The organism is Bacillus sp. OK048, assembly GCF_900103525.1.
Lineage (GTDB): Bacteria > Bacillota > Bacilli > Bacillales > Cytobacillaceae > Neobacillus.
In genome coordinates, this window is sequence record NZ_FNHN01000001.1 from 438367 (window position 1) to 461341 (window position 22975).

Below are 22975 nucleotides of genomic sequence, written 5' to 3' on the forward strand. Positions count from 1 at the left end.
TTAGAACAACTCCTTACATTTTGTATATACTTCGTGTGGTAAGAACGGATTACCGTCATATTTTAAATGTTTAATAATCTTTTCAGCATGACCAACATTCATTTTCATGATGTTTGCCAATTGTCCAGTTGCATTGTTTTCAACAACGACAACTTTTTTTGCTGAACGAACAAGTGGAAGGACTTCGTCCGTTGGGAATGGGTGGATTAAACGAATCTGTGCATGATTCACTTTTATTCCTTCATTTTCTAAACGTACCATCGCTTCCTCAATTACACCTCTAGTAGAGTTAAAGCCAACTAGTAAAACGTCTGCATCTTCATGCTTCGTATTTTTATAAACAGGTGTTTTGAAACGAATATTTTCAATTTTACGGAATCGCTTGTCCATTTGAGCAATTCTATTTACAGCTGATTCTGAAGGCTTTCCAGTTTCATCATGTTCTACCCCTGTAACATGGTGGATGCCATTTTTCATACCAGGAATAACACGTGGAGAAACTCCATCAGTAGTAACTTCATATCGTTTGAAATATCCTTTGTTTTCAATTTCAGGAATTTCATCTGTTACGAGCTTGCCGCGTCTAATTTCAACTTTATCCATACTTAAAGGCTCAACTGTCTGCTTTCCTAAGGATAGTTGAAGGTCTGTCAGAATAATAACAGGACATTGATATTCTTCAGCAAGGTTAAACGCCTCTGCCGTGTCATAGAATGCTTCTTCTACCGTACTTGGTGCCATAACGATTTTAGGGATTTCTCCATGTGTACCATAGATCATCGCCATTAAATCTGATTGTTCCTGCTTTGTGGGTAATCCAGTAGAAGGACCTCCACGCTGCGTATCAACAACAACAAGTGGAGTTTCAGTAATACCTGAAAGACCAATTGCTTCCATTTTTAAAGAAAGGCCTGGACCAGCAGATGCAGTAATGGTACGAACACCAGCATAGTTAGCACCAATTGCCATTGTACAAGCAGCAATTTCATCTTCTGTTTGAATAACAGCTCCACCAAGTGCAGGAAGCTTTTTAATTAAATATTCCATTATTTCAGAAGCTGGTGTAATGGGGTAAGCAGCCATAAAACGACAGCCAGCAGCAACGGCTCCTAATGCAATTGCATCGTTTCCAATCATAAACATCCGCTTCTTGCCGTCAGCTTTTTCCAGCTCCATAATTTCAGTGCCATCCACAAGCTGTTTTTTCATATAATCAAATCCAGCTTTAATTGCATCCATGTTTTTCGCTACTACTTGAGCACCTTTTTTACCGAAAATCTCTTGAACTACTTCTTCAAACACATGGATATCAAGGTCCAAAACAGCAGAAGTCGCCCCAATGGCTACCATGTTTTTCATAAGAGAAGTCCCTAACTCAGTAGCAATTTCTGTAAATGGAACCGCATACAATGAGCTTTGCGTATCTTCCGGTTTTTTTGGCGTGAATTTTGCATCTGCAAGGATTACACCTTTAGCATGCAACTCTTTGTAATTTAAATCGATTGTTTCTTGGTCAAAAGCGACAAGAATATCAAGATCATCAGAGATAGAACGAACTTCTGTCGTACTTACTCTAATTTTGTTATTGGTATGACCACCTTTAATACGAGATGAAAAGTGACGATAACCATATAAGTAATAACCGAGGCGATTCAATGCAATAGCAAATATTTCCCCTGTACTTTCAATACCTTCCCCTTGTTGTCCGCCAACTTTCCACGAAAGTTGATTGATCATGACTTACACCCCTTTGGATATGTAAAAAGTATATTTTTTAAATCGCGTTTAGTGTAGCACTTTTCCGAGTAATTCACTAGAATTTAGCCTATCGTGCTTTAAAGACGAAATAATATGAATTCAGAGAATGTACTAAACGCTTACAATTCTAGACCTCATAACAAAAAATTGCAACCCTTTCGCATTAAAAATTGTCTAAAATATGAATATTTTTTCATAATTTAAAAATTGACATTTGCTTGATTTATGTGAATGGCCATAAAATGCCATTCCTACGGCTTTTGCAAGATATTTCTTAATATATCTACACCTATTATTTTACCATAGAAAGCGTTTTCGGGTTTTCTAGAATAATATTTTACCTGAAATAATAGCATAAAAATACCTGCTTATAGATAAGCAGGTAAAAAGGTCGTTATTTGTTCTTCTTTCTCATGTTTGATTCTATCTCCTTCATCTCGGTTCAACAATAAGCTTTATAGCCGTGCGTTCTTCACCATCAATTTGAATATCAGTGAACGCAGGGATGCAAATCAAATCAACTCCGCTAGGTGCTACAAATCCTCTTGCAATCGCTACTGCCTTAACAGCTTGATTTAATGCACCTGCACCAATCGCCTGTATTTCTGCTGCACCTCTTTCACGCAGAACTCCAGCAAGTGCACCAGCTACAGAATTAGGATTAGATTTTGCTGAAACTTTTAATATTTCCATTCCTAGCTCCCCCTTGTATAATCCCGATCCTGGCATGAGCAGTTTCATGAGCAAATCAGGTATATAAGTTTCCACTGCTACTATATTCATTCTACAATTGACATATTCCGGCTTGGACAAAAAAAGTGCTTATTTATCTAATAAAGAAAAACCCTCCAAATTGGAAGGTTACGAATACCAAGGATTATCTTCATTTATTAAAATTCTTTCCAGTTTTTTGCACTTGCCAGTTTTTCTGTCAAGTTCCATGTAGACTCCACTAAGCTGGGTTCTACCCGTTTTAGGGACTTCAAATCTTACTGGAAGGCTTGTAAGGAATTTTGTGATGACAGCTTCCCTCTCCATTCCAAGAATTCCATCATACGGACCTGTCATCCCTACATCCGTTAAATAGCCTGTACCATTCGGCAGGACACGGCTATCTGCGGTTTGGACATGTGTATGCGTTCCGACGACTGCAGAAACCCTTCCATCTAAATACCAACCCATTGCCAGTTTTTCACTAGTTGCTTCTGCATGAAAATCCACAAAAATAAAAGGTGTCCTTGCTTGAGCCAATTCCACCAATTCATCAGCTTTTTTAAATGGACAATCTAACGGAGGCATAAAGGTACGACCTTGCAAATTTATTACAGCAACTTCCAAATCATTTACCTTAAAAAAGACTAATCCTCTACCTGGAGTTCCTTCAGGGAAATTTGCCGGCCGCACCATATTCTTTGCCGAATCGATAAATTCAAAAATCTCTTTATTATCCCAAGAGTGGTTTCCAAGAGTCACGGCTTGAGCACCAGCTCCCAGAAATTCTCGGTAAATTTTTTCTGTAATGCCTCTGCCGCCTGCTGCATTTTCACCATTTATTATCGTAAAATTAGGTCGATATTTATCCTTTATTTTTGGTACATACTCTTTCACCATATCTCGGCCTGGCGAGCCTACTACATCTCCAATAAATAATAAGTTCATTTGTTATCCTTTCAAAAGCCATATTTACTATAAATTGTATCACACTTTTATTGAATTTAACCGCCAATCAAATAGGCAAAAATAAAGCGGTGCTAAAAGCACCGCTTTATTTTGCATATTCCACAGCCCGTGTTTCACGGATCACTGTTACTTTAATATGTCCTGGATAATCAAGCTCTTCTTCAATTCGTTTCCGAATATCTCGAGCTAGACGATGTGCAGCTAAATCATCAACCGCATCAGGTCTTACAATAATCCGCACTTCACGACCAGCTTGGATCGCAAAGGACTTCTCAACACCTTCATACGACTCAGAAATTTCCTCCAATTTTTCTAAACGGCGGATATAGTTTTCAAGAGTCTCACTTCTTGCACCAGGTCGTGCAGCTGATAATGCGTCAGCAGCAGCAACTAGAACAGAAATGATTGATGTTGGTGCAGTATCCCCATGATGTGAAGCAATACTATTGATAACAACTGGGTGTTCCTTGTATTTAGTTGCAAGCTCAACCCCAATTTCAACATGGCTTCCTTCTACTTCATGGTCAATTGCCTTACCGATATCGTGCAAGAGGCCTGCTCGGCGTGCCAGCGTCTCATCCTCACCAAGCTCAGCTGCAAGTAAGCCCGAAAGCTGTGCAACCTCCATTGAATGTTTTAAGACATTTTGTCCGTAACTTGTACGGAACTTTAAGCGACCAAGGATTTTAATTAGGTCTGGATGCAATCCGTGAACTCCGACTTCAAAGGTCGTTTGTTCACCTACTTCACGGATATACTCATCCACTTCACGACGAGATTTTTCAACCATTTCCTCAATACGTGCAGGATGGATCCGTCCGTCTTGAACTAACTTTTCAAGAGCCAAACGGGCAGTTTCTCGACGAATTGGATCAAAGCCTGATAGAATTACCGCCTCTGGCGTATCATCGATAATCAAATCAATTCCAGTAAGCGTTTCTAATGTACGGATATTTCTTCCTTCACGGCCGATGATACGACCCTTCATTTCATCATTTGGAAGGTTGACGACAGATACTGTCGTTTCCGCAACATGGTCAGCAGCGCAACGCTGGATGGCGAGCGATAAGATTTCCTTCGCTTTTTTATCAGCTTCTTCTTTCGCGCGATTTTCACTTTCTTTAATCATTATCGCAGTGTCATAGGTTAACTCCTGCTCCATTTTATCGATAATGATATGCTTCGCTTCCTCACGAGTCAAACTCGAAATACGTTCAAGTTCTGTTTGTTGTTTTCGTACTAGTTCGTCCACTTTGCTTTCCATCTGTTCAATATGCTGTTGTCTTTGGTTTAGAGAATCATCCTTCTTTTCTAGTAGAATTTCTCGTTTATTTAACGATTCATCCTTTCGATCTAAATTCTCTTCTCTTTGCAGTAAACGGTTTTCTTGTTTTTGCAGTTCATTTCTTCGTTCACGAACTTCGCGTTCGGCTTCAGTACGAAGCTTGTGAATTTCATCCTTTGCCTCTAGCAAAGCTTCTTTTTTCAATGAATCAGCATCACGCTTTGCATCTTCAAGAATCTGCTCTGCAGCATTCTTTGCTCCTGCTATTTTTGCCTCAGCAATGGATTTACGAACAAAATAGCCAACAACGGCACCGACGCCAATGCCAAGCAAAATGGAGATGATAGTAATAGTTTCCATCGTTACACCTCCTCTTGCTATAGACTTTAAGTTACACTTTTTTAAGTGTCGGCATGTACATTGGTTTGGTTCAACATACAGCAAGCACCAAGCTTTTCATTGTATTATTAACAAAAATGTAAAATATACATGTTAATTGTAAATGTGTGTATATTCATTGTCAAGGGTAACTCCTGCTAGCTTTTGGAAATATTTAGACTTTGTTCTAATTATTTAAATCTACAAAATCTAGTGTATATGAATAAAAATACAAATATATGTTTTTTTATTCATAGTTACTAAAAAAGCAAAACCTAATCAGGTTTTGCTCATAATTTTAGTCTATTAATTCAAACTGATCATCTTCATCGGCAGTTTCAGTCACGATTTTCTCTCCATCTAATCCAAAGTGACCACGGATTTTTTGCTGAATATCAAGACGAATACTTGGATTTTCTCTTAAGAATAACTTTGCATTTTCACGTCCTTGACCAATTCTTTCATCATTATATGAATACCAAGAACCGCTTTTTTGAACAATATCTAATTCGGAGCCAATATCAACAATTTCTCCTTCTTTAGAAATACCTTCACCATACATAATATCCACTTCTGCTGTACGGAATGGCGGTGCAACTTTATTTTTAACTACTTTGATTTTTGTTTTGTTTCCTACGACATCGGTTCCTTGCTTTATCGCTTCTGCACGGCGAACTTCAATACGTACAGTCGAATAGAATTTCAACGCGCGTCCACCAGGGGTTGTCTCAGGGTTTCCAAACATAATTCCAATCTTTTCACGTACCTGGTTAATAAAGATCGCGATTGTCTTCGATTTGTTAATAGCACCTGATAATTTACGGAGTGCTTGGGACATTAAGCGTGCTTGAAGGCCCATGTGAGAATCTCCCATTTCCCCTTCAATTTCCGCCTTTGGAACTAATGCTGCAACGGAGTCGACAACAAGAATATCAATTGCACCGCTTCGAACAAGTGCCTCAGCAATTTCAAGTGCCTGTTCCCCTGTATCCGGCTGGGATAGCAATAACTCATCGATGTTTACTCCAAGTTTTTGTGCATATGCAGGGTCTAGGGCATGCTCCGCATCAATAAATGCTGCTTGTCCGCCTCCTGCTTGAACTTCTGCAATTGCATGAAGGGCAACCGTCGTTTTACCCGAGCTTTCCGGTCCATATATTTCGATAATTCTTCCTCTAGGATATCCGCCTACTCCAAGTGCAGCATCAAGTGCCAATGAGCCACTTGGGCTTGTTAAAATCCTTGTATCAGTTTTCTCTCCCATTTTCATAATGGAGCCTTTACCGAATTGCTTTTCAATCTGTTTGAGTGCCATTTCTAAAGCCGCTTTACGATCATTACTCACTACTAGTTCCTCCCTTATATATAAACCCAAAAGTTAATAGCCAAATCTATTTATTTAAATCCTATTAATAATATAACCTCTTTCAAGACTTTTGTCGAGCAAAAAGTCGAACATCCATTCGATTTTTTTGAAGTAATAAATCATGTAAAAATAGGTAATTCCCTCAGACGCTTTTACCTTTTTCAAAATCTATTAAGCTCTAATTTACTTAATTGGGTTATTTTCAGACATTATTATTTTAATGGCTGTGTTAAACTAGGCTGTTGATTTTTGCTCCAGGCGCTTCGCTTTCCGCAGGCGGTTCGGGAAGCCTCCTCGGCGCTAAAGCGCCTGCGGGGTCTCCCCTGTCCCGTCCTCCTGCAGGACATTGATTTACATCCTCGAATCTGCCCACGCACGAAGAAAATGCGATAGCATTTTCGAGGAGTCTCGCGCCTTCCGCAAAAATCAACATAGTTATAAAATCAACAATTACCTTTAACACAGCCATTTTAATAAAAAAATCACAGTGAGTTGTTTTACTCACTGTGATTCTTGCAATTGCCTTAATAAGTAATAGCATCCATATTTTACCGAACGGGTCCGATTTGCCTCTCTTGTACCGCCTAGTTCTAGTTTTTGGACAACCGTCTGTTTGCCTCTAGTCGCAATACCTATATAAACGGTGCCTACAGGCTTGCCCTCTAGCTCGTCCGGTCCAGCAACACCAGTAAAACTTATTCCAATGTCAGCTTCTAGTAAGGAGGAGACATTTTCAGCAAGTTCTCTGGCACACTCATGACTTACCACTCCATGTTTTTCAATGGTTTCTGGGTTAACCTTTAAGACATTCTTCTTTACCTCATTCGTGTAACAAACAATTCCACCCTTATAAACTGAACTAACACCTGGAAAACTAGTGAGTTGCTGTTGAAACAAGCCTCCGGTTAAACTCTCAGCTGCTGCTATCGTTAATTGTTTGTCTTTTAACACGCTCATTAACTCAGCTACTAGTGACGTTTGATTATATCCATATAAAAACTGCCCGACACGGGAATTAATTTTACTCTCGACTTCATCAAGCATTAGCTGTGCAGTTTGCAAATCTTGGTGCTTTGCTGTAAGCCGCAACGTACATTCACCATCAGCAGCAAGTGGAGCGATGGTTGGATTTGTTTGCTGGTCTATTAAATCAACAATTTCTGTTTCTAACGCCGCCTCACCGATCCCAAAGAATCTTAATACTCTAGAAACTATTTTTTCATCTGTTTTTACTTGTTTTGACAAGGCTGCTATCCCAAATTTCAAAAACATCGGTTCCATTTCTTTTGGAGGACCAGGCAGCAGGATATAGGTACAATTTTCGTTCACAGTCATCATACCTGGTGCCATTCCATGGTGGTTTGGCAAGATTTGTGAACCTTCTAAAACAAGTGCCTGTTTTCGATTATTGTCAGTCATTACTCTTTGAGTCTTTTTAAAAAAGAGTTCAATAGATTCCAAAGCTTCTTGGTCCATCACAAGGCTTTTTCCTAAATGCCTTGCAATGGTTTCCTTCGTTAAATCATCCTTCGTTGGTCCAAGCCCTCCCGTAAAAATAATCAGGTTAGAGCGTTTTTCAGCTATCTCGATCGCTGACCTTAATCGGTCCGAATTATCGCCGACGACAGTGTGAAAAAAAACATTAATGCCTAAACCAGCAAGTTGTTGCGATAGAAACCGTGCATTACTATTGACGATTTGACCCAGTAATAATTCTGAACCAACCGCAATGATTTCAGCATTCATGATCCACAGCAGCCCCTTTTACTTTCTACTATTTAGAGTTCTTAAAAACATGACTATTTTTTGCGAAATAATCCCAGCCAGACCAGATGGTAAAGATTAATGCAATCCATAATGCTATATCATCAAATGGAAATCCTATTAATTCAAAAATGATATTATGTAATAAAAGTGCTGAAATCGCGACTATTTGTGCCCAAGTTTTGATTTTCCCGAGCATATTGGCAGCTACCACTTCTCCACCCTCTACAAGTAAGAGACGAAGGCCAGTGACTGCAAATTCCCGGCTTATGATGGCGATCACAATCCAAGATGCTGCATATCCAAGGTCAACAAGGACAACCAGTGCAGCAGAAACAAGTAATTTATCGGCAAGCGGGTCAAGGAATTTCCCCATATTTGTGACTAGATTATATTTTCGTGCATAATAGCCATCCACCCAATCTGTCGCAGAAGCAAAAATAAAAATTAATGCTCCAACAAAATGGGTTACCGGAAGGTCAGCACCCAGTAGATGCATATTTCCCCAATCGAAGGGGACAAGCATAATTATCAAGAAAACAGGAATTAATAATATTCTTGATATCGTTATTTTATTTGGTACATTCATATAATTGCCTCCAGATAATTTTAAAGAACGAAAATAGTCATCACTCGATGACTATTCGTTCTTCGGAACGTATTGAATCGTAATGTTCTGTTGAACCACATCAGCAGGTGCGATTACATACTCAAGCTTTTGGTCATTTACGTAAATCTCAGTATCGACCGCTCTACCAACAACAATGTCTGCTTTGGTTTCGCCCGTTAAATCTACTTCCGTACTTTGCGTACCAGTGGCTGATAATAACCCCTGAAACTTGGATACACCACTGCTATTTTTAATATTTACCCATGTCTGCCCTGTCGAAACCAATTTCACGACAAACTTATCTGCATTTTTTAAATCATACGTTGAGTTTTTCCCTCTATTTTGAACAGCAGTTAATTCTTGTTTAGGTGCCTCGACAACCGGTGTTTCTTTTTCGGTCTTTTTGTCTTCCTCTTTTTTCACATTCTCTTCTTTAGACAGTTCCTTTTCAGTCTTATCCACTTTTTCTAGGTTGTCAGATTGGACAAATTTCACTGGCTCATTTTCTTCATTTGGTGGGTTATTTGCATTGTTTCCGACATTGGTTACAATGAAATAATAGAGTAAACCAGCAGCACCAATCACAAAGATCCCAATAAGGATTTTAGGAATGATATCAAAAATTTTCGAGGAACTTTCTGTTACTGTCTTCCTTGTTTTTACTCTCGATAATTTTTCTGGTAAGTCATCATTGTGAGTCGCAGGTATTTCGTCCTTATATGTTTCAAAAATTTCATCCGGATTAAGCTGAAGCGCTTCTGCATACTGCTTTACAAAAGCACGGACATAAAAATTGCCTGGCATGCTAGAATAATTGCCTTCTTCGATACCTACCAAATAGCGCTTTTGAATTTTTGTGATGGACTGTAAATCCTCTAAGCTTAATCCTTTGGCTAATCGCGCTTCTTTTAGTCGATTACCTAATTCAGTCACTTTATAACACCTTCCAATTTATTAAAATCCAAAATCTCCAAAATCAGACCCAGAAAACATATTATTTTGGTCGACAATATCATATGTAATTTCTTCATCTGCATCGTTTCTTAACTCGATTATATAATCAAAATCATCAAGGGTATACTCCGAATTTTGTACAAATATATCAGGATGTTCGACTACTTTAACTGCAGGTAAACGCATAATTTCACGGACCAGCTGCCAATGCTTTTCACTTGCACGTTTAGTTGAAACGATTCCATCAAGAATAAACAAATTATTTTCGTTGTATTCATCCTGAATAAGCTGATTACGAATGGTTTGTTTTAATAGAGTGGAGGATACAAACAACCATCGTTTATTCGCACAAACACTTGCTGCTACTACCGACTCTGTCTTACCCACCCTTGGCATTCCGCGTATCCCAATCAGTTTGTGCCCTTCCTGCTTGAACAGCTCTGCCATGAAATCAACAAGTACACCAAGTTCATTTCGAACAAATCGAAATGTTTTTTTATCATCTGCATCACGTTGTATGTATCTCCCGTGCCGGACTGCCAGCCGATCCCGGAGTTTTGGTTCTCTAATCTTAATTACCTTTATTGTGTCCATTGTATTTAAAATTGACTCTAACCGTTTTATTTGATTATCATCTTTTGATAACATTAACAAACCGCGTCTGCCTTCATCCACTCCGTTAATCGTGACAATATTTATTGATAGCATTCCGAGTAATGATGATATGTCGCCCAACAAACCAGGTCGGTTTTTTTGAATCTCATATTCTAAATACCACTCTTTTTTCTCCATAAAAAACCTCCTAGCGCGTATACGACAAAATTTCCATATTTTCATCTATCCATAATAATATATGATTTTGATTGAAGATGAAAGCAAAAACAAGTTGAATACTTGTTTACGTATTTTTCCTATGATAAAACGCAAAAAAAGAGAGGTTAACCCTCTCTCTTAGCGACTGCCATTATTTTGGACTAATTTTACCATGATATTAGCAATCGCTTGCTGTTCTTCTTTATCCGCAACCGACCATAGATCGGAAAGAATTCTTTCTTGTTCGTTTTTTGGTTCAACCTGCTCTGCTAAATAATCACCAATCTGTAAGGCAAGAGCACTAATAGCCCCATCGCTCATTCCTTCATTTTGTGCTTGATGAAGACGGTCAGCTAGGAAATCTTCCCATTGTTTCCAGTTATCTAAAACTGACATATGAAACCCTCCTTTTTATTGTACAGAGTTATTTTGCTGTGGTAAGGAGGAAATTATTCATGAAAAAAATATTAAGTATACCAACCACCGTTTATCGATAGGACTTGTCCTGTAATATAAGAAGAGTCATCCGAAAGTAAGAATTTCACACCATTCGCAATTTCTTCAGGAAGACCGATCCTCCCCATAGGGATCTCGTATTGAAGAAGTTGTTTATCCTCCTCAGTAAATTGACTCAACATGGCAGTTTCCACAGCTCCAGGGGCAATTGCATTCACACGTACCCCACTTAAGGCAACCTCCTTGCTTAATGCCTTTACAAAAGAAATTTGGGCCCCTTTAGCAGTCGAATAAGCCACTTCACATGCGGCACCTGTTTGACCCCAAATGGAAGAAATAAGAATGATATTTCCCGACTTTTTCTTCGTTAGTTTTGGCAAAAGTTCTTTCGTTATCATTAATGGATTGGTCACATGAACCCTCATAATCGATTCCGCCTCTTCCCTTTCTAAATCCACAAGGAGACCATATTGGCTATTACCGCTGCAATAAATAATCGCATCAAGCGCAAAAATTTGCGAACAAATCATTTTATATCCTTCAGGATTCTCTAAATCAGCTTGGATAGCTGTATATTCACCACCAAATAATTCAAGTTCCCCTAGTAATTTTTTTATTGCTTTTTCATTTTGATTAAAATGTAAATATAAATGATATCCCAGAGAAGCTAATTTTTTAGCAACAGCATGTCCAATCCCGCCGCTTGCTCCCGTAATTAATGCATATTTTTTCATGTATGTATTTCACTCTTTCTATTTTAACTACTTTCTATTTTAAACGAAAAGAAAAGCGCCGCCTAGCGACGCTTCCGCACTATTTTTTGGGTATTACTTGGCAAACTGAGAATCGTTCTTCTGAAATCACTTCTGATGCTAATGTCTTAACATCATTTAAGGTAATTTTCTCTAGTGTAGGAACGACATCGAATAAATTCATGTCATTAAAGGAATATCTTGTGAATTGATTTGCAATATACTCTGGTGAATTAATTGCCCGTAAAAAAGAACCAATTTTCTTTTTCTTTGCTCGACCCAATTGCTCTTCTGTAAAAGAAGTTCCGTTTTTTGCATGAAATAGCATATCTTTCAGCTGGTCTGCAAGTTTATCAGGGTTTTCTGTATCGCCGCCGATCATCGCAAATCCAAAACCCTGTTCTTGTGTATAGTCATATGAGAAGGTTTCATCAATCAGACCGTCATTATAAAGTTGAGTATAATTTTCAGAGCTCTTGCCAAATAGTATATCCAATAATACATTCATGGTCAGTTCATTCTTTAATAAATCTGGACCCGTTTGATCAACATGAAGTGCTTTCACTCCGATTAAACATTTACCCGTTTGCACATTCATTCTCAAAACCTGCTTCTTTTCTGCTGCACGTGCTGGTTCATCCTCAAACTTACGCTTAATCTCCGGCATGTCTTTGTATACCTTTTTCGCTTGGTTTTCTCTGACTTGATCCATAAATTTTGTAGGATCGACAGGTCCTACAATAAACAACAGCATGTTGCTTGGGTGATAGAAGGTATTATAACACTCGTATAATAAATCTTTCGTGATATGGGAAATCGATTCGATTGTGCCGGCAATATCTATTTTTACTGGGTGATTTTGATAAAGATTCTGAATCATCCCGAAATAGAGGCGCCAATCCGGGTTATCATCATACATGGTTATTTCTTGACCAATAATCCCTTTTTCCTTTTCAACCGTTTTTTCAGAAAAATAAGGGTCCTGAACAAAATCAACTAACGTTTCAAGGTTTTTCTCAACATCAGAAGTACTGGAAAACAAGTAGGCTGTACGGGTAAAGGAGGTAAAGGCATTTGCTGATGCCCCCTGCCTGCTAAATTGTTGAAAGACATCTCCATCCTCTTTTTCAAAAAGTTTATGCTCAAGAAAATGAGCAATTCCATCTGGAACCTTCACATATTCTTCTTTTCCCAAGGGTACAAAATTGTTATCCATTGAACCATATTTAGTCGTAAACGTTGCAAAGGTCTTGTTGAAGCCCTTTTTTGGTAAAATATAGACATTTAAACCATTGGGTAACTTTTCGTGGTACAGCTCTTCTTGAAGTTGGTCAAAATTTATTTTTTCCATTACTTTACCGCCTCCGTTCCCGTTAAGAAGTAGATAGTATCAAGTTCAATTTTATTGGCCACAGCTGTAATTTCTTCTCTTGTGGTTTTTTCCATATCAGTAATCCACTGCTCTAGTCTTATATCCTTACCCGCAACTACATTATGATAGAGAATTTCTGTTAATCCTCGAGAAGTATCAATGGTTTCCAGAATCTGATTTCGAATTACTGCTTTCGTTTGAACTAATTCCTGATCAGAAAAGTCACCTTTTTTCATGGCTTCCAATTGATCGCGAATGATCCCCACTGCCTGTTCATAGTTCTTTAGGTCTATTCCTGACATTACCATCATTAACCCTTTATGACTTTCAAGCCTGCTTGAGACATAGTAGGCTAAGCTTGCCTTTTCACGGACATTAATAAACAGTTTTGAATGTGAAAAACCACCAAAAATACCATTGAACAATTGAAGAGCAAAATAATCCTTGTCCCCATAGACTATATTCGTACGATATCCAATATTTAATTTCCCTTGCTTAACATCCTGCTCTTCTTTTATTTCCTGAACCTGATCCTTTTTCTCTACCTCGATTGACTCACGTTTTTTCGCTGTACGGTTGTCAAAAGTGAGCAGTTCATTTGCGAGGCTTTTCACCTCAGCTTCCTTTACATCCCCAACCACATAAAGATCCATTTCATCTTCCAAAAATGCCTTTTGATAATATTCGTATAAATTTTCTGGCGTAATCGCTTCGACATCCTCTGCTTCACCATTCACTTGCAGTGCGTAGGGTTCTCCTTTACACATTTCCTGAAGTAGTCGGACATTTGAATAACGCATTTTATCATCATATACCGATTGAATTCTTTGCTTCAGCGTTCGTTTTTCTTTGTTCACTGTCTCTTGATGAAATGCACTGCCAGATAGATTAGGTTTTGCTAAAACCTCCGCAAGTAATTCGAATCCTTTTTTTAACAAAGGGGTTGGGTCACTTAGAAATTTTTCATTGGCGATTTCAAGTGTAAAGCTGATAATATGGTACTCACCTTTTTTGGCTAAATCAATATACAGCGTAGCTCCATATAATTCATCTAAATAAGACCTTAAAGCTGTTGTCGTCGGGTACTTTGCGGAACTGCTTTGCAGAACTTGCGGAAGCAGGGCTCTTTTGGTTACATTTTCTTTTGTTAGGGGTGCCTTCATTTTCCATACAAATGTATTTGTTTTGTATTTATTTGTTTCAATGACGTGGAGCTTGTAACCCTGCATTTTGGTAATTTTTTCGGCAGTTGAATCCATTAAAAGACCTCCTTTAGATTTCAAAATCTTACTTATTATATATGTACACATTCATCCAGTTATTTTACATCATTTCCATTGTAATAATCCCTTATTCTTACTATAATTTGCCAGACTTGGTTTTTACAAGCTAAAACCACTGGATTTAAAACAAAATAAAACAGGCTGACTAATTAGCCAGCCTGTTTATGCCATCATTATCGTTTACCTGGATCGAATGGTTCACCAGCTGCTTTAGGTGCTTGTGAAGATTTAGAAAAGATAACTAAAGCAATTAATGTTACCACGTATGGGAAAATTTTTAAAATGATTGGCGGAATAACTGCCAATTCAGGGATAACCTGTGATACGTTAGCAATAGTGCTAGCAAATCCGAAGAATAATGTCGCTGCTAAGATTCCGAGTGGTCTCCATTGTCCAAAAATTAAGGAAGCCAATGCCAAGAATCCTAGACCTGAAACGGAACCAGTAAATTCACCTGCGTAGGTTAGAATAATGATTGCTCCGCCTAATCCTGATAGAGCACCAGATAGCATCACACCGATATATCGAATTCTTACTACATTAATCCCTGCTGCTTGAGCAGCCTGTGGAAACTCACCACAAGATTTTAAACGCAAGCCAAATTTTGTTTTATTTAGAATGAATGCACTAACAATTAGAACTAATAAAATAAACCAAGTTGTCGCATACGTTTTTGTAAACAATAAATCTCCGATTATTGGAATCTGAGATAATATTGGCACATCAAATGGAGTGAAACCGCTGGTAATTCGAATATTACCGCTCCCAGTAATATTTCTAGCTAAAAATACGGTTAATGCCGCTGCAATCATGTTAATGGCTACACCACTGATAACTTGGTCAGCACTTAAATTAATACTTGCAAAAGCATGTAAGAGGGAAAATAAAATCCCAACTACCACCGCTACTAATACACCAATCCATAGAACCATTGATCCATTTGGCATTTTGTCCTGCAAAAAGTTAACTGTCAGCGCACTTGCAAATGCTCCTACAATCATTAATCCTTCTAATCCGATATTGACGATACCACTTCGTTCACTGAAAAGACCGCCCAATGCAGTAATAAGGAGTGGAATAGTAAAAACAATTGCGTAAGGGAATATTTGTTCAATTATGGTCCACATCTTAAGCTTCTCCCTTCTTGCCAACAGGTCCATCTACATCATTTGCATTTGAACGAGTCTTACGGAATTTATTTAATAAACGGTGAATCAATACGCTTGTTGCAGCAAAATAGATTATAATTGCGATTATTGTATTGGCAAGTTCAGGTGGAATCTCAATCATCGCATTCATAAAGCCAGTGCCTGAATAGAGAATACCAAATAAAATGGCTGCAAAGAATACCCCTACTGGAGAATTTGCACCAAGTAATGCTACTGCAATTCCGTCAAAGCCCTGTGAAGGTAAAATACCGATTTGCATGCTGGAAGCATTCCCCGTGTATAAAGCTACCCCTCCAAGACCTGCGAGGGCACCTGAAATTAGCATAGATAAGATAATATTGCGATTAACTTTCATACCTGCATATTCTGCTGCATGGCGATTAAAACCAACAGCTTTTAATTCAAATCCCAAGGTTGTCTTATTAATGATAAATGCCACAATAATTACTGTAATTACCGCAAAGAAGAGACCTAAGTTTATATACGAACCCTGAAACATTTCAGTTAACCAAGGTGTTCTTAGCGTATTTCCTTCTGCAAGCTTTCGTGATTCCGTTTCTAAGAATTCACCTTTAAAATAACCTGGAACGATATAATAAACGGTCCAATAAGCAATCCAGTTCATCATAATCGTTGCTACTACCTCATGCACATTAAATCTAGCTTTTAATAAACCTGGAATAAATGCCCAAAGTCCTCCTCCAATAATACCAGCAAGTACCATTAAAAGAATTAAAATCGGTCTTGAAAAATCAAACGTTAAACCAACTGCAGTGGCAGCAAGGCCACCAATCAGCATTTGTCCTGCTACACCGATATTGAATAGACCAGTACGAAAAGCAAAAGCTACAGCAAGTCCAGTAAAAACTAAAGGTGTTGCAGTTGCTAATGTATCACCTAGCCGTGAGATATTCCTTAATGCGCCTTGGAATAAATAAGTGTAACCTTCAATAGGGTTTGCCCCTATAAAGAGCATTAACAAGCCCCCTGCTATTAGACCTAAAACAATTGAAATTAATGATACGATGGTGTTTCTCATACGCTTCTCTCCTTATTCACTCCAGCCATCATCAGCCCTACCTCATTTTCATTCGTTTCAGAAGCATTAACTGTTCCAATGAGTTCTCCATTGTTAACAATGGCAATTCGGTCTGATAGCTGCAGAATCTCATCAAGCTCTAAAGAGACTAAAAGAACGGCTTTTCCTTTATCACGATGCTCGATCAATCTTTTGTGGATATATTCAATGGAACCTACATCCAAACCACGTGTAGGCTGCACAGCAATGAGCAAATCTGGATCTAATTCCATTTCTCTCCCGATAATTGCCTTTTGCTGGTTACCGCCAGAAAGCGTCCTAGCAATGGATACCCCACCTTCTCCTGAACGAACATCGAAGTTTTCTAGGATTTTTTTAGCATAGTTCTTAATTGCAGCGCCATTCATTAGGCCATAATTTGCGAATGGCTTTTTATTATAAACTTCTAAAACCATGTTGTTTTCTAACGTATAATCAAGAACTAGTCCTCTTTTTTGCCTGTCTTCAGGAATATGGCCAATACCACTTTCAATTCTTTCACGAATTGGAATTTGAGTTACTTCTTTTTCATTTAATAGTATCTTTCCCGATTCCACTTTACGAAGACCTGTAATCGCTTCCACAAGCTCTGATTGACCGTTACCTTCTACTCCAGCAATACCGACTATTTCTCCTTTTCTAACTTCAATAGAGAAATTCTTAAGTCCCATTACTTTCCTGTTGTTCTTAACTGAAACAGAATCTATTTGAAGTACAACATCACCAGGTGTACTAGCTTTCTTATCCACTTTAAAGTTAACTTCACGGCCAACCATCATTTCTGCCATTTGTGCTTCGCTTGTTTCCTTTACGTTAACCGTTCCAATTCCTTTTCCACGTCGAATAACAGTACAACGATCTGCTACGGCTTTAATTTCCTTTAATTTATGTGTAATAATAATAATCGATTTTCCTTCATTAATAAGGTTTCGCATGATTTTCATTAGTTCTTCTATTTCATTTGGGGTTAAAACCGCAGTTGGTTCATCAAAAATAAGAACCTCGGCTTCACGATAAAGCATTTTCATTATTTCTACTCTTTGCTGCATTCCTACAGAAATATCTTCAATTCTTGCATGTGGATCAACGTTTAAACCATAATGCTTAGACAATTCAGAAATTCTTTTTGCAGCCTTATCAATATCTAAAACTATCCCTTTTAACGGCTCACTGCCAAGAATAATATTTTCAGTTACTGTAAAATTTTCAACTAATTTAAAATGCTGATGAACCATACCAATACCGAGATTATTGGCAACATTAGGATTGGTAATTTTCACTTCCTTCTCCCGGATTTTAATGATCCCTTGTTCAGGTTGGTACATACCGAACAATACGCCCATTAATGTTGATTTACCGGCACCGTTTTCACCTAATAGGGCATGTATCTCCCCTTTTTTTAATGTTAGGGTAATATTATCATTTGCTACAATACCAGGAAACTCTTTCCTTATATTGAGCATTTCAACCACATAACTCATAGTAGCACTCACCTTTTTATTTAGACTCGAAATTCTTTGAAAATAGGGAGTCCCCTATTGCAACAAGGATTTTGAAAAGTTTTTTTACCAAACGCTATCTATTAAACCACTATTGCCACATAACGTACATAAAAGAGACGGGAAAGTGCCGTCTCTTTTATAATCTTTTACTTGAATAAGCTGCCTTGCACATCTGAAACTTTAATATCTCCAGACTTAATCTTTTCATATACCTCTTTTGCTTTAGCAACTGTATCATCAGTTAAGTTTGGATTTTTTTCTGGCAGTCCAATACCGTCGTTTTTAGCATCATACGTTAATGTTTTGCCGCCAGGGAAAGTTCCATCTAACTCTTGTTTGATCAAGTCAAATGTTACAACATCCAATTTTTTCATTGCTGAAGTTAAGATAGCGGATTTTTCACCCTCATAAATTCCATCCGCATATTGGTCTGAGTCAACACCAACGATCCAAATATTGTCTCCAGCTTTCTTACGAGTTTTTGATTCATTGATAGCACCTACACCAACACCACCTGCAGCAGCGAAGATAACATCTACTCCACGGTCATACATTTGTGCAGCAATTTGTCCACCAGCAGCTACGTTATCAAAGGAACCTTGGTAAACTACGTTCTCAGCTTTGATGTTTAATTTTGTACCTAAGTTGTCATTAGCGTATTTAACACCTTGTTGGAAGCCCCAGTTAAACTTTTGAACAGCTGGAATTTCCATACCACCGATAAAGCCTGCATCGCCTTCTTTTACTTCAAGAGCAGCAGCTACACCTGCTAAGAAGCCTGATTCATGTTCAGCAAAGAAAACTGCTACAGTGTTTTCTTTAACAACTGGTTTGAAGTCACCAGAATGTGGGTTTCCATCAAGAATGATGAATTTTGCATCTTTATATTTATCTTGTGCGTGGAATACCGCAGTTTCGAATTTGAATCCAGGTAATACGATAAACTTGTATCCGGCATCATATAAATTGCCCATTTCCTTCAGGTATTCTGCCTCTGTAGTACCAGCTGGCTTAAGATATTTTGATTGAATCCCTAAATCTTTTTCAGCTTGTTTAATACCTTCCCAAGTACCTTGGTTAAATGATTTATCATCAATTGTACCAGCATCAGTAACCATACCAATTTTAACTGCTTTTTTACCGTTATCCTTACTACCATTATCCTTGTCACCGCCACCACAAGCACCAAGTATCGTGCCTGCTGCCAATATCAATGACATAGCCAAGCCAAATTTACTTTTTTTCAAGGCAATTGACCCCCTATATTTTTTTGTTTGATTAAGTAGGATATTTAAGTAACAGCGTGTTTGCGTTTTCAAAAACTATAAAAAAAATTAGAATCTTTTTCTCAGGACTCGAAAACTAAATTTATCTGCCTTAAAATAGTTTACCGAAAACAGGACAGGCTCATCCATTTCATCGAAATGCATTTGCTTTAAAACAAGCAAAGCAGTTTCTGGTTCACATTCTAGAATGGGGGAAATCTTTTCATGGTAACCAATGGGTTCAATTTGTGCAATCGCGTATGTAATTTTACGGTTTGCCTCTTCTTCCAGAATCGAGAAGATTGATTCCTCTCCATGTGAAAAAGTTTCTGGCAAGATTTTTTCAGGTACTTTGTCGATGCAGTATACAACTGGTTCCCCGTTTGCAGTTCTAACCCGTTCCATGATTACAATTTCCTCATTTACAGAACATGAGAAACGACGACTATCCTCTTCCGTTGCTCCAATTGTTGACGAACTTAAAAAGATGGTGCCTGGTTTCATACCTGCTTGAAATATCATGTCAGTAACGCTATTAAGTTGTTCAATCCCTGTGGTAAACAGCGGTTTTGCGTTAACAAACGTGCCAACACCATGTCGACGAATGATAACATTGTCCTCTTCAAGAATACGCAATGCTTCTCGAAGTGTTGCTCTGCTTACTCCAAGTTGTTTTGCAAGATCGAATTCAGAGGGTAATTTTTCTTTTTCTTTATAGACTCCTTGTTCAATATCTTGCTTTAACCGATCAATAACTTGTAGGTATAAAGGTCGGTTATCTAGCTTAATAGACATGCAGGTACCTCCAGCTTTTTCCTAAGTCATCAGACATCTGATGTATAATCATTCCTACTAATCGAAAATAATATAACATTTTTTTAGTGATAAGGAAATAGAAATTCAAAATTTTGTCGAAAAAAGCAGACTTGCAAAAATTTCTCTACCATGTTTTGGCATTTTAATTTTTATATCTGTTATAATATATACTTGTCTTCGATATTTAGAATTAATCATAAAAAAAGAGCCTGTCGACTCTTTTCCTTTAGTTTACCTCTTCGTTGGGCTTGGATTGCAGTACTGTTCTAGGTTTACTTCCTTCGTAGGCACCAACAATTCCACGTGCCTCCATTTCGTCAATTAAACGCGCCGCTCTAGTGTATCCAATTCGAAAACGCCGCTGCAGCATTGAAACCGATGCGGTTTGCATTTCAATTACGAGGTCTACTGCATCTGCATATAAATCATCATCAACCTCGCTCATTGATTCTGGTGTATCATCTGGAATCATCTCTTCTTGGTACTGTGCTTTTTGCTGACCAATTACAAAATTAACCGTATCCTCAACTTCATCATCTGATAAAAATGCACCTTGTACACGAACCGGTTTAGAGGCACCAGCTGGTAAAAATAGCATATCTCCTCTGCCAAGCAGTTTCTCTGCCCCACCCATATCCAAAATTGTTCTTGAATCCGTCGCACTTGAAACTGCAAAAGCAATTCTAGAAGGAATATTGGCTTTGATTACACCCGTTATTACATCAACGGATGGGCGCTGGGTGGCAATAATTAAGTGAATCCCTGCTGCTCGGGCCATTTGTGCTAGTCTAGTAATCGAATCCTCTACATCAGAAGAGGCTACCATCATTAGATCCGCAAGCTCATCTACGATTACTACTATATATGGTAAAAGTGGCTGCTTGTCATTTTCTTCGATATTATGCCTTCTAATATGATCATTATATCCTTCAATGTTGCGAGTACCAGTGTGTGAAAACAAATCATAACGTCTTTCCATTTCACTTACGACCTTTTTCAATGCTTGCGATGCCTTTTTAGGTTCTGTTACTACAGGTGCTAATAAATGAGGTACTCCATTATAGACATTCAACTCAACCATTTTCGGGTCAATCATCATTAATTTTACTTCATGCGGCTTTGCCCGCATTAAAATACTGGTAATAATCCCATTAATACATACACTTTTACCGCTTCCTGTTGCTCCAGCTACTAGCAGATGGGGCATTTTATTTAATTCAGCTAGTACTGCCTCACCAGTTATATCCCTGCCAAGACCAATCAAAAGTTTTGCCTCTGGCTTATTATTTTGGGTCGCTTCTAGTACCTCTCTTAAGGAAACTATAGCAACCTCAGAATTTGGTACTTCGATCCCAATGGCGGACTTTCCTGGGATTGGCGCTTCAATTCGAATATCTTTAGCAGCAAGTGCTAATGCTAAGTCATCACTTAAACTAACAATTTTACTAACCTTCACCCCAACATCTGGATGAACCTCATACTTGGTTACAGCTGGCCCTAGATGTACTTGGGTCACACGAGCCTTGACGCCAAAGCTTTGAAACGTCCGTTCTAGTTTAGCAGCATTGGCATGAATTAATTCGTATTCTCCACTCTGGTCTGTTTTTTTTGGAAGCTTCAGAAGTCTTAAAGGCGGTAACTCATAAGCCACATTTTCTACCTCTGTAAAAGTAATCGGTGGAGTGGGTTCTTCTTCTTCCATTTTTGGTTCATTTGTTTTATTTTTTGAATCGTCTTTCCTTCGTCTTGCTTTCGGCGGCTCCTCTTCTTGATAAGCACGGTCAGCAAAACTTGAGATAAGTGGTTCGGGTGTCACGATTTCATCCTGTTGATTCTGTAATGGTGTAATAATTTCGGGATGATGTATAGAAGCTGCACGGTTTTCACGTTCGCGCTGTTGCTGGACTCTTTTTTCTTCACGCCGTTCTTGTTTTTTCTGTTTCCATTCTTCCATATCTAATTGAAAAGCGCTCCATTGTCCTTTTGAAAAATCAGCGATGGTAATACCTACTTTTGCAATAAATTCCCCAAATGATTTACCTGTCAATAAAATAAACCCTATCAAAATAAAGATAAAGGCAATAATCTTCGTACCAGTTTCAGCAAATAAATAATGAAACATCGCAAAAAGTACTGCACCTATTATTCCTCCGCCAAGGTCGATTGTGCTCGTTTCTCCTTTAACTTCCATCATGAAAATTTCCCATGTGTTGCTGATAACACTAGGGTTATTAAAATTGCCATCCTTTGTTAGTAAATGAAATAAAGTTACATGGCTTAAGAGGAGAATGGCTGAAACAATAAAGTATGTACCAGTTAATTTAATATGAAAGAAAAAAGGCATGGTTCGTTTCCACATTAAATACACACTCAAAATTACTAATCCTATCAAGCTTAGCATGTACCATTCACCCATCCAAAATCGGAAAAATAATACTAATGCTTCACCCACCGCTCCTAATTTTGCTATCGTTATAATTGACAATGCTAATAAAACTAGCGCGGATAGTTCATATTTAAGCGTTTCTTTTAAATGATTATCTCTTTTCTTTGCTGATCTTCTCTTTCTTTTAGCCATAAAAATCACCTATCTATAAAAGTCTAGTACTAGCATTATCATCCTTTTGCTATATCAATCATTGATATAATGCTATAGCAAAAATACCCACAAAAG

General features: G+C 38.1%; 20 protein-coding genes. All 20 read right to left on the minus strand.

Going from position 1 to position 22975, the window contains the following annotated elements; genetic code table 11:
* The 20 genes from BLR86_RS02100 to BLR86_RS02195 all read right to left on the minus strand — a co-directional run bounded on the left by BLR86_RS02100 (position 1) and on the right by BLR86_RS02195 (position 22879).
* Entirely contained in the window at positions 1-1737 is a 1737-nt protein-coding gene (locus tag BLR86_RS02100; protein WP_090757980.1) for a 2-oxoacid:acceptor oxidoreductase subunit alpha, read from the minus strand.
* 453 nt (positions 1738-2190) lie between these two features.
* Complete coding sequence (spoVS, locus tag BLR86_RS02105; RefSeq protein ID WP_003181955.1) at positions 2191-2451, minus strand: stage V sporulation protein SpoVS; 261 nt, start codon at positions 2449-2451, stop codon at positions 2191-2193.
* A gap of 168 nt (positions 2452-2619) precedes the next feature.
* Positions 2620-3417: a TIGR00282 family metallophosphoesterase gene (locus BLR86_RS02110; protein WP_090757981.1), complete on the minus strand. Its 798-nt coding sequence runs from the start codon at positions 3415-3417 to the stop codon at positions 2620-2622.
* Between the two features lie 106 nt (positions 3418-3523).
* Positions 3524-5083, minus strand: coding sequence for a ribonuclease Y (rny, locus tag BLR86_RS02115; protein WP_090757982.1), 1560 nt, complete (start codon positions 5081-5083; stop codon positions 3524-3526).
* A gap of 316 nt (positions 5084-5399) precedes the next feature.
* Positions 5400-6446 carry a recombinase RecA gene (recA, locus tag BLR86_RS02120; RefSeq protein WP_090757983.1) on the minus strand — a complete coding sequence of 349 codons (1047 nt, stop codon included), beginning with the start codon at positions 6444-6446 and terminating at the stop codon, positions 5400-5402.
* A gap of 250 nt (positions 6447-6696) precedes the next feature.
* Positions 6697-7008 (minus strand): hypothetical protein, encoded by a 312-nt coding sequence (locus tag BLR86_RS26370; RefSeq protein ID WP_090757984.1) that lies wholly within the window; start codon positions 7006-7008, stop codon positions 6697-6699.
* A complete protein-coding gene (locus BLR86_RS02130; protein ID WP_090757985.1) occupies positions 6969-8213 on the minus strand; it encodes a competence/damage-inducible protein A in 1245 nt (414 codons plus the stop codon). Before BLR86_RS02130 ends, BLR86_RS26370 begins: the two co-directional genes overlap by 40 nt.
* A 28-nt stretch (positions 8214-8241) precedes the next feature.
* Complete coding sequence (gene pgsA / locus BLR86_RS02135; RefSeq protein WP_090757986.1) at positions 8242-8820, minus strand: CDP-diacylglycerol--glycerol-3-phosphate 3-phosphatidyltransferase; 579 nt, start codon at positions 8818-8820, stop codon at positions 8242-8244.
* 51 nt (positions 8821-8871) lie between these two features.
* Entirely contained in the window at positions 8872-9774 is a 903-nt protein-coding gene (locus BLR86_RS02140) for a helix-turn-helix domain-containing protein (protein WP_090757987.1), read from the minus strand.
* Between the two features lie 21 nt (positions 9775-9795).
* Complete coding sequence (locus tag BLR86_RS02145) at positions 9796-10587, minus strand: YmfK family protein (RefSeq protein WP_090757988.1); 792 nt, start codon at positions 10585-10587, stop codon at positions 9796-9798.
* Between the two features lie 159 nt (positions 10588-10746).
* Complete coding sequence (locus BLR86_RS02150; RefSeq protein WP_090757989.1) at positions 10747-11004, minus strand: DUF3243 domain-containing protein; 258 nt, start codon at positions 11002-11004, stop codon at positions 10747-10749.
* 71 nt (positions 11005-11075) lie between these two features.
* On the minus strand, positions 11076-11798 hold the full coding sequence (locus BLR86_RS02155; protein WP_090757990.1) for an elongation factor P 5-aminopentanone reductase: 723 nt from the start codon (positions 11796-11798) through the stop codon (positions 11076-11078).
* A 79-nt stretch (positions 11799-11877) separates the two neighbouring features.
* Positions 11878-13167, minus strand: a complete 1290-nt coding sequence (locus tag BLR86_RS02160; RefSeq protein ID WP_090757991.1) for an EF-P 5-aminopentanol modification-associated protein YfmH — start codon at positions 13165-13167, stop codon at positions 11878-11880.
* Entirely contained in the window at positions 13167-14447 is a 1281-nt protein-coding gene (locus BLR86_RS02165) for an EF-P 5-aminopentanol modification-associated protein YfmF (RefSeq protein ID WP_090757992.1), read from the minus strand. Before BLR86_RS02165 ends, BLR86_RS02160 begins: the two co-directional genes overlap by 1 nt.
* Positions 14448-14644: 197 nt before the next feature.
* The gene (locus tag BLR86_RS02170) at positions 14645-15598 is read right to left on the minus strand and encodes an ABC transporter permease (protein ID WP_090757993.1); all 954 of its coding nucleotides are present in this window, start codon (positions 15596-15598) and stop codon (positions 14645-14647) included.
* Between the two features lies 1 nt (position 15599).
* Positions 15600-16679, minus strand: a complete 1080-nt coding sequence (locus BLR86_RS02175; protein ID WP_090757994.1) for an ABC transporter permease — start codon at positions 16677-16679, stop codon at positions 15600-15602.
* Positions 16676-18199 (minus strand): ABC transporter ATP-binding protein, encoded by a 1524-nt coding sequence (locus BLR86_RS02180; RefSeq protein WP_090757995.1) that lies wholly within the window; start codon positions 18197-18199, stop codon positions 16676-16678. Before BLR86_RS02180 ends, BLR86_RS02175 begins: the two co-directional genes overlap by 4 nt.
* A gap of 167 nt (positions 18200-18366) precedes the next feature.
* Positions 18367-19440: a BMP family lipoprotein gene (locus BLR86_RS02185; protein WP_090758249.1), complete on the minus strand. Its 1074-nt coding sequence runs from the start codon at positions 19438-19440 to the stop codon at positions 18367-18369.
* Positions 19441-19554: 114 nt separating this feature from the next.
* Entirely contained in the window at positions 19555-20280 is a 726-nt protein-coding gene (locus tag BLR86_RS02190) for a GntR family transcriptional regulator (RefSeq protein WP_090757996.1), read from the minus strand.
* Positions 20281-20527: 247 nt separating this feature from the next.
* A complete protein-coding gene (locus tag BLR86_RS02195; protein ID WP_090757997.1) occupies positions 20528-22879 on the minus strand; it encodes an FtsK/SpoIIIE family DNA translocase in 2352 nt (783 codons plus the stop codon).
* Positions 22880-22975 lie beyond the last annotated feature (96 nt).

What these genes read in the sequence shown, in the direction of transcription:
- spoVS (WP_003181955.1), bottom strand. Translation starts at nt 2,451, where the DNA reads ATGGAAATATTAAAAGTTTCAGCAAAATCTAATCCTAATTCTGTAGCT.
- BLR86_RS02160 (WP_090757991.1), bottom strand. Translation starts at nt 13,167, where the DNA reads ATGGAAAAAATAAATTTTGACCAACTTCAAGAAGAGCTGTACCACGAA.
- BLR86_RS02145 (WP_090757988.1), bottom strand. Translation starts at nt 10,587, where the DNA reads ATGGAGAAAAAAGAGTGGTATTTAGAATATGAGATTCAAAAAAACCGA.
- BLR86_RS02130 (WP_090757985.1), bottom strand. Translation starts at nt 8,213, where the DNA reads ATGAATGCTGAAATCATTGCGGTTGGTTCAGAATTATTACTGGGTCAA.
- BLR86_RS02155 (WP_090757990.1), bottom strand. Translation starts at nt 11,798, where the DNA reads ATGAAAAAATATGCATTAATTACGGGAGCAAGCGGCGGGATTGGACAT.
- BLR86_RS02195 (WP_090757997.1), bottom strand. Translation starts at nt 22,879, where the DNA reads ATGGCTAAAAGAAAGAGAAGATCAGCAAAGAAAAGAGATAATCATTTA.
- pgsA (WP_090757986.1), bottom strand. Translation starts at nt 8,820, where the DNA reads ATGAATGTACCAAATAAAATAACGATATCAAGAATATTATTAATTCCT.
- BLR86_RS02150 (WP_090757989.1), bottom strand. Translation starts at nt 11,004, where the DNA reads ATGTCAGTTTTAGATAACTGGAAACAATGGGAAGATTTCCTAGCTGAC.
- rny (WP_090757982.1), bottom strand. Translation starts at nt 5,083, where the DNA reads ATGGAAACTATTACTATCATCTCCATTTTGCTTGGCATTGGCGTCGGT.
- BLR86_RS02185 (WP_090758249.1), bottom strand. Translation starts at nt 19,440, where the DNA reads ATGTCATTGATATTGGCAGCAGGCACGATACTTGGTGCTTGTGGTGGC.
- BLR86_RS02170 (WP_090757993.1), bottom strand. Translation starts at nt 15,598, where the DNA reads ATGTGGACCATAATTGAACAAATATTCCCTTACGCAATTGTTTTTACT.
- BLR86_RS02175 (WP_090757994.1), bottom strand. Translation starts at nt 16,679, where the DNA reads ATGAGAAACACCATCGTATCATTAATTTCAATTGTTTTAGGTCTAATA.
- BLR86_RS02180 (WP_090757995.1), bottom strand. Translation starts at nt 18,199, where the DNA reads ATGAGTTATGTGGTTGAAATGCTCAATATAAGGAAAGAGTTTCCTGGT.
- BLR86_RS26370 (WP_090757984.1), bottom strand. Translation starts at nt 7,008, where the DNA reads ATGCTATTACTTATTAAGGCAATTGCAAGAATCACAGTGAGTAAAACA.
- BLR86_RS02165 (WP_090757992.1), bottom strand. Translation starts at nt 14,447, where the DNA reads ATGGATTCAACTGCCGAAAAAATTACCAAAATGCAGGGTTACAAGCTC.
- BLR86_RS02190 (WP_090757996.1), bottom strand. Translation starts at nt 20,280, where the DNA reads ATGTCTATTAAGCTAGATAACCGACCTTTATACCTACAAGTTATTGAT.
- BLR86_RS02110 (WP_090757981.1), bottom strand. Translation starts at nt 3,417, where the DNA reads ATGAACTTATTATTTATTGGAGATGTAGTAGGCTCGCCAGGCCGAGAT.
- BLR86_RS02100 (WP_090757980.1), bottom strand. Translation starts at nt 1,737, where the DNA reads ATGATCAATCAACTTTCGTGGAAAGTTGGCGGACAACAAGGGGAAGGT.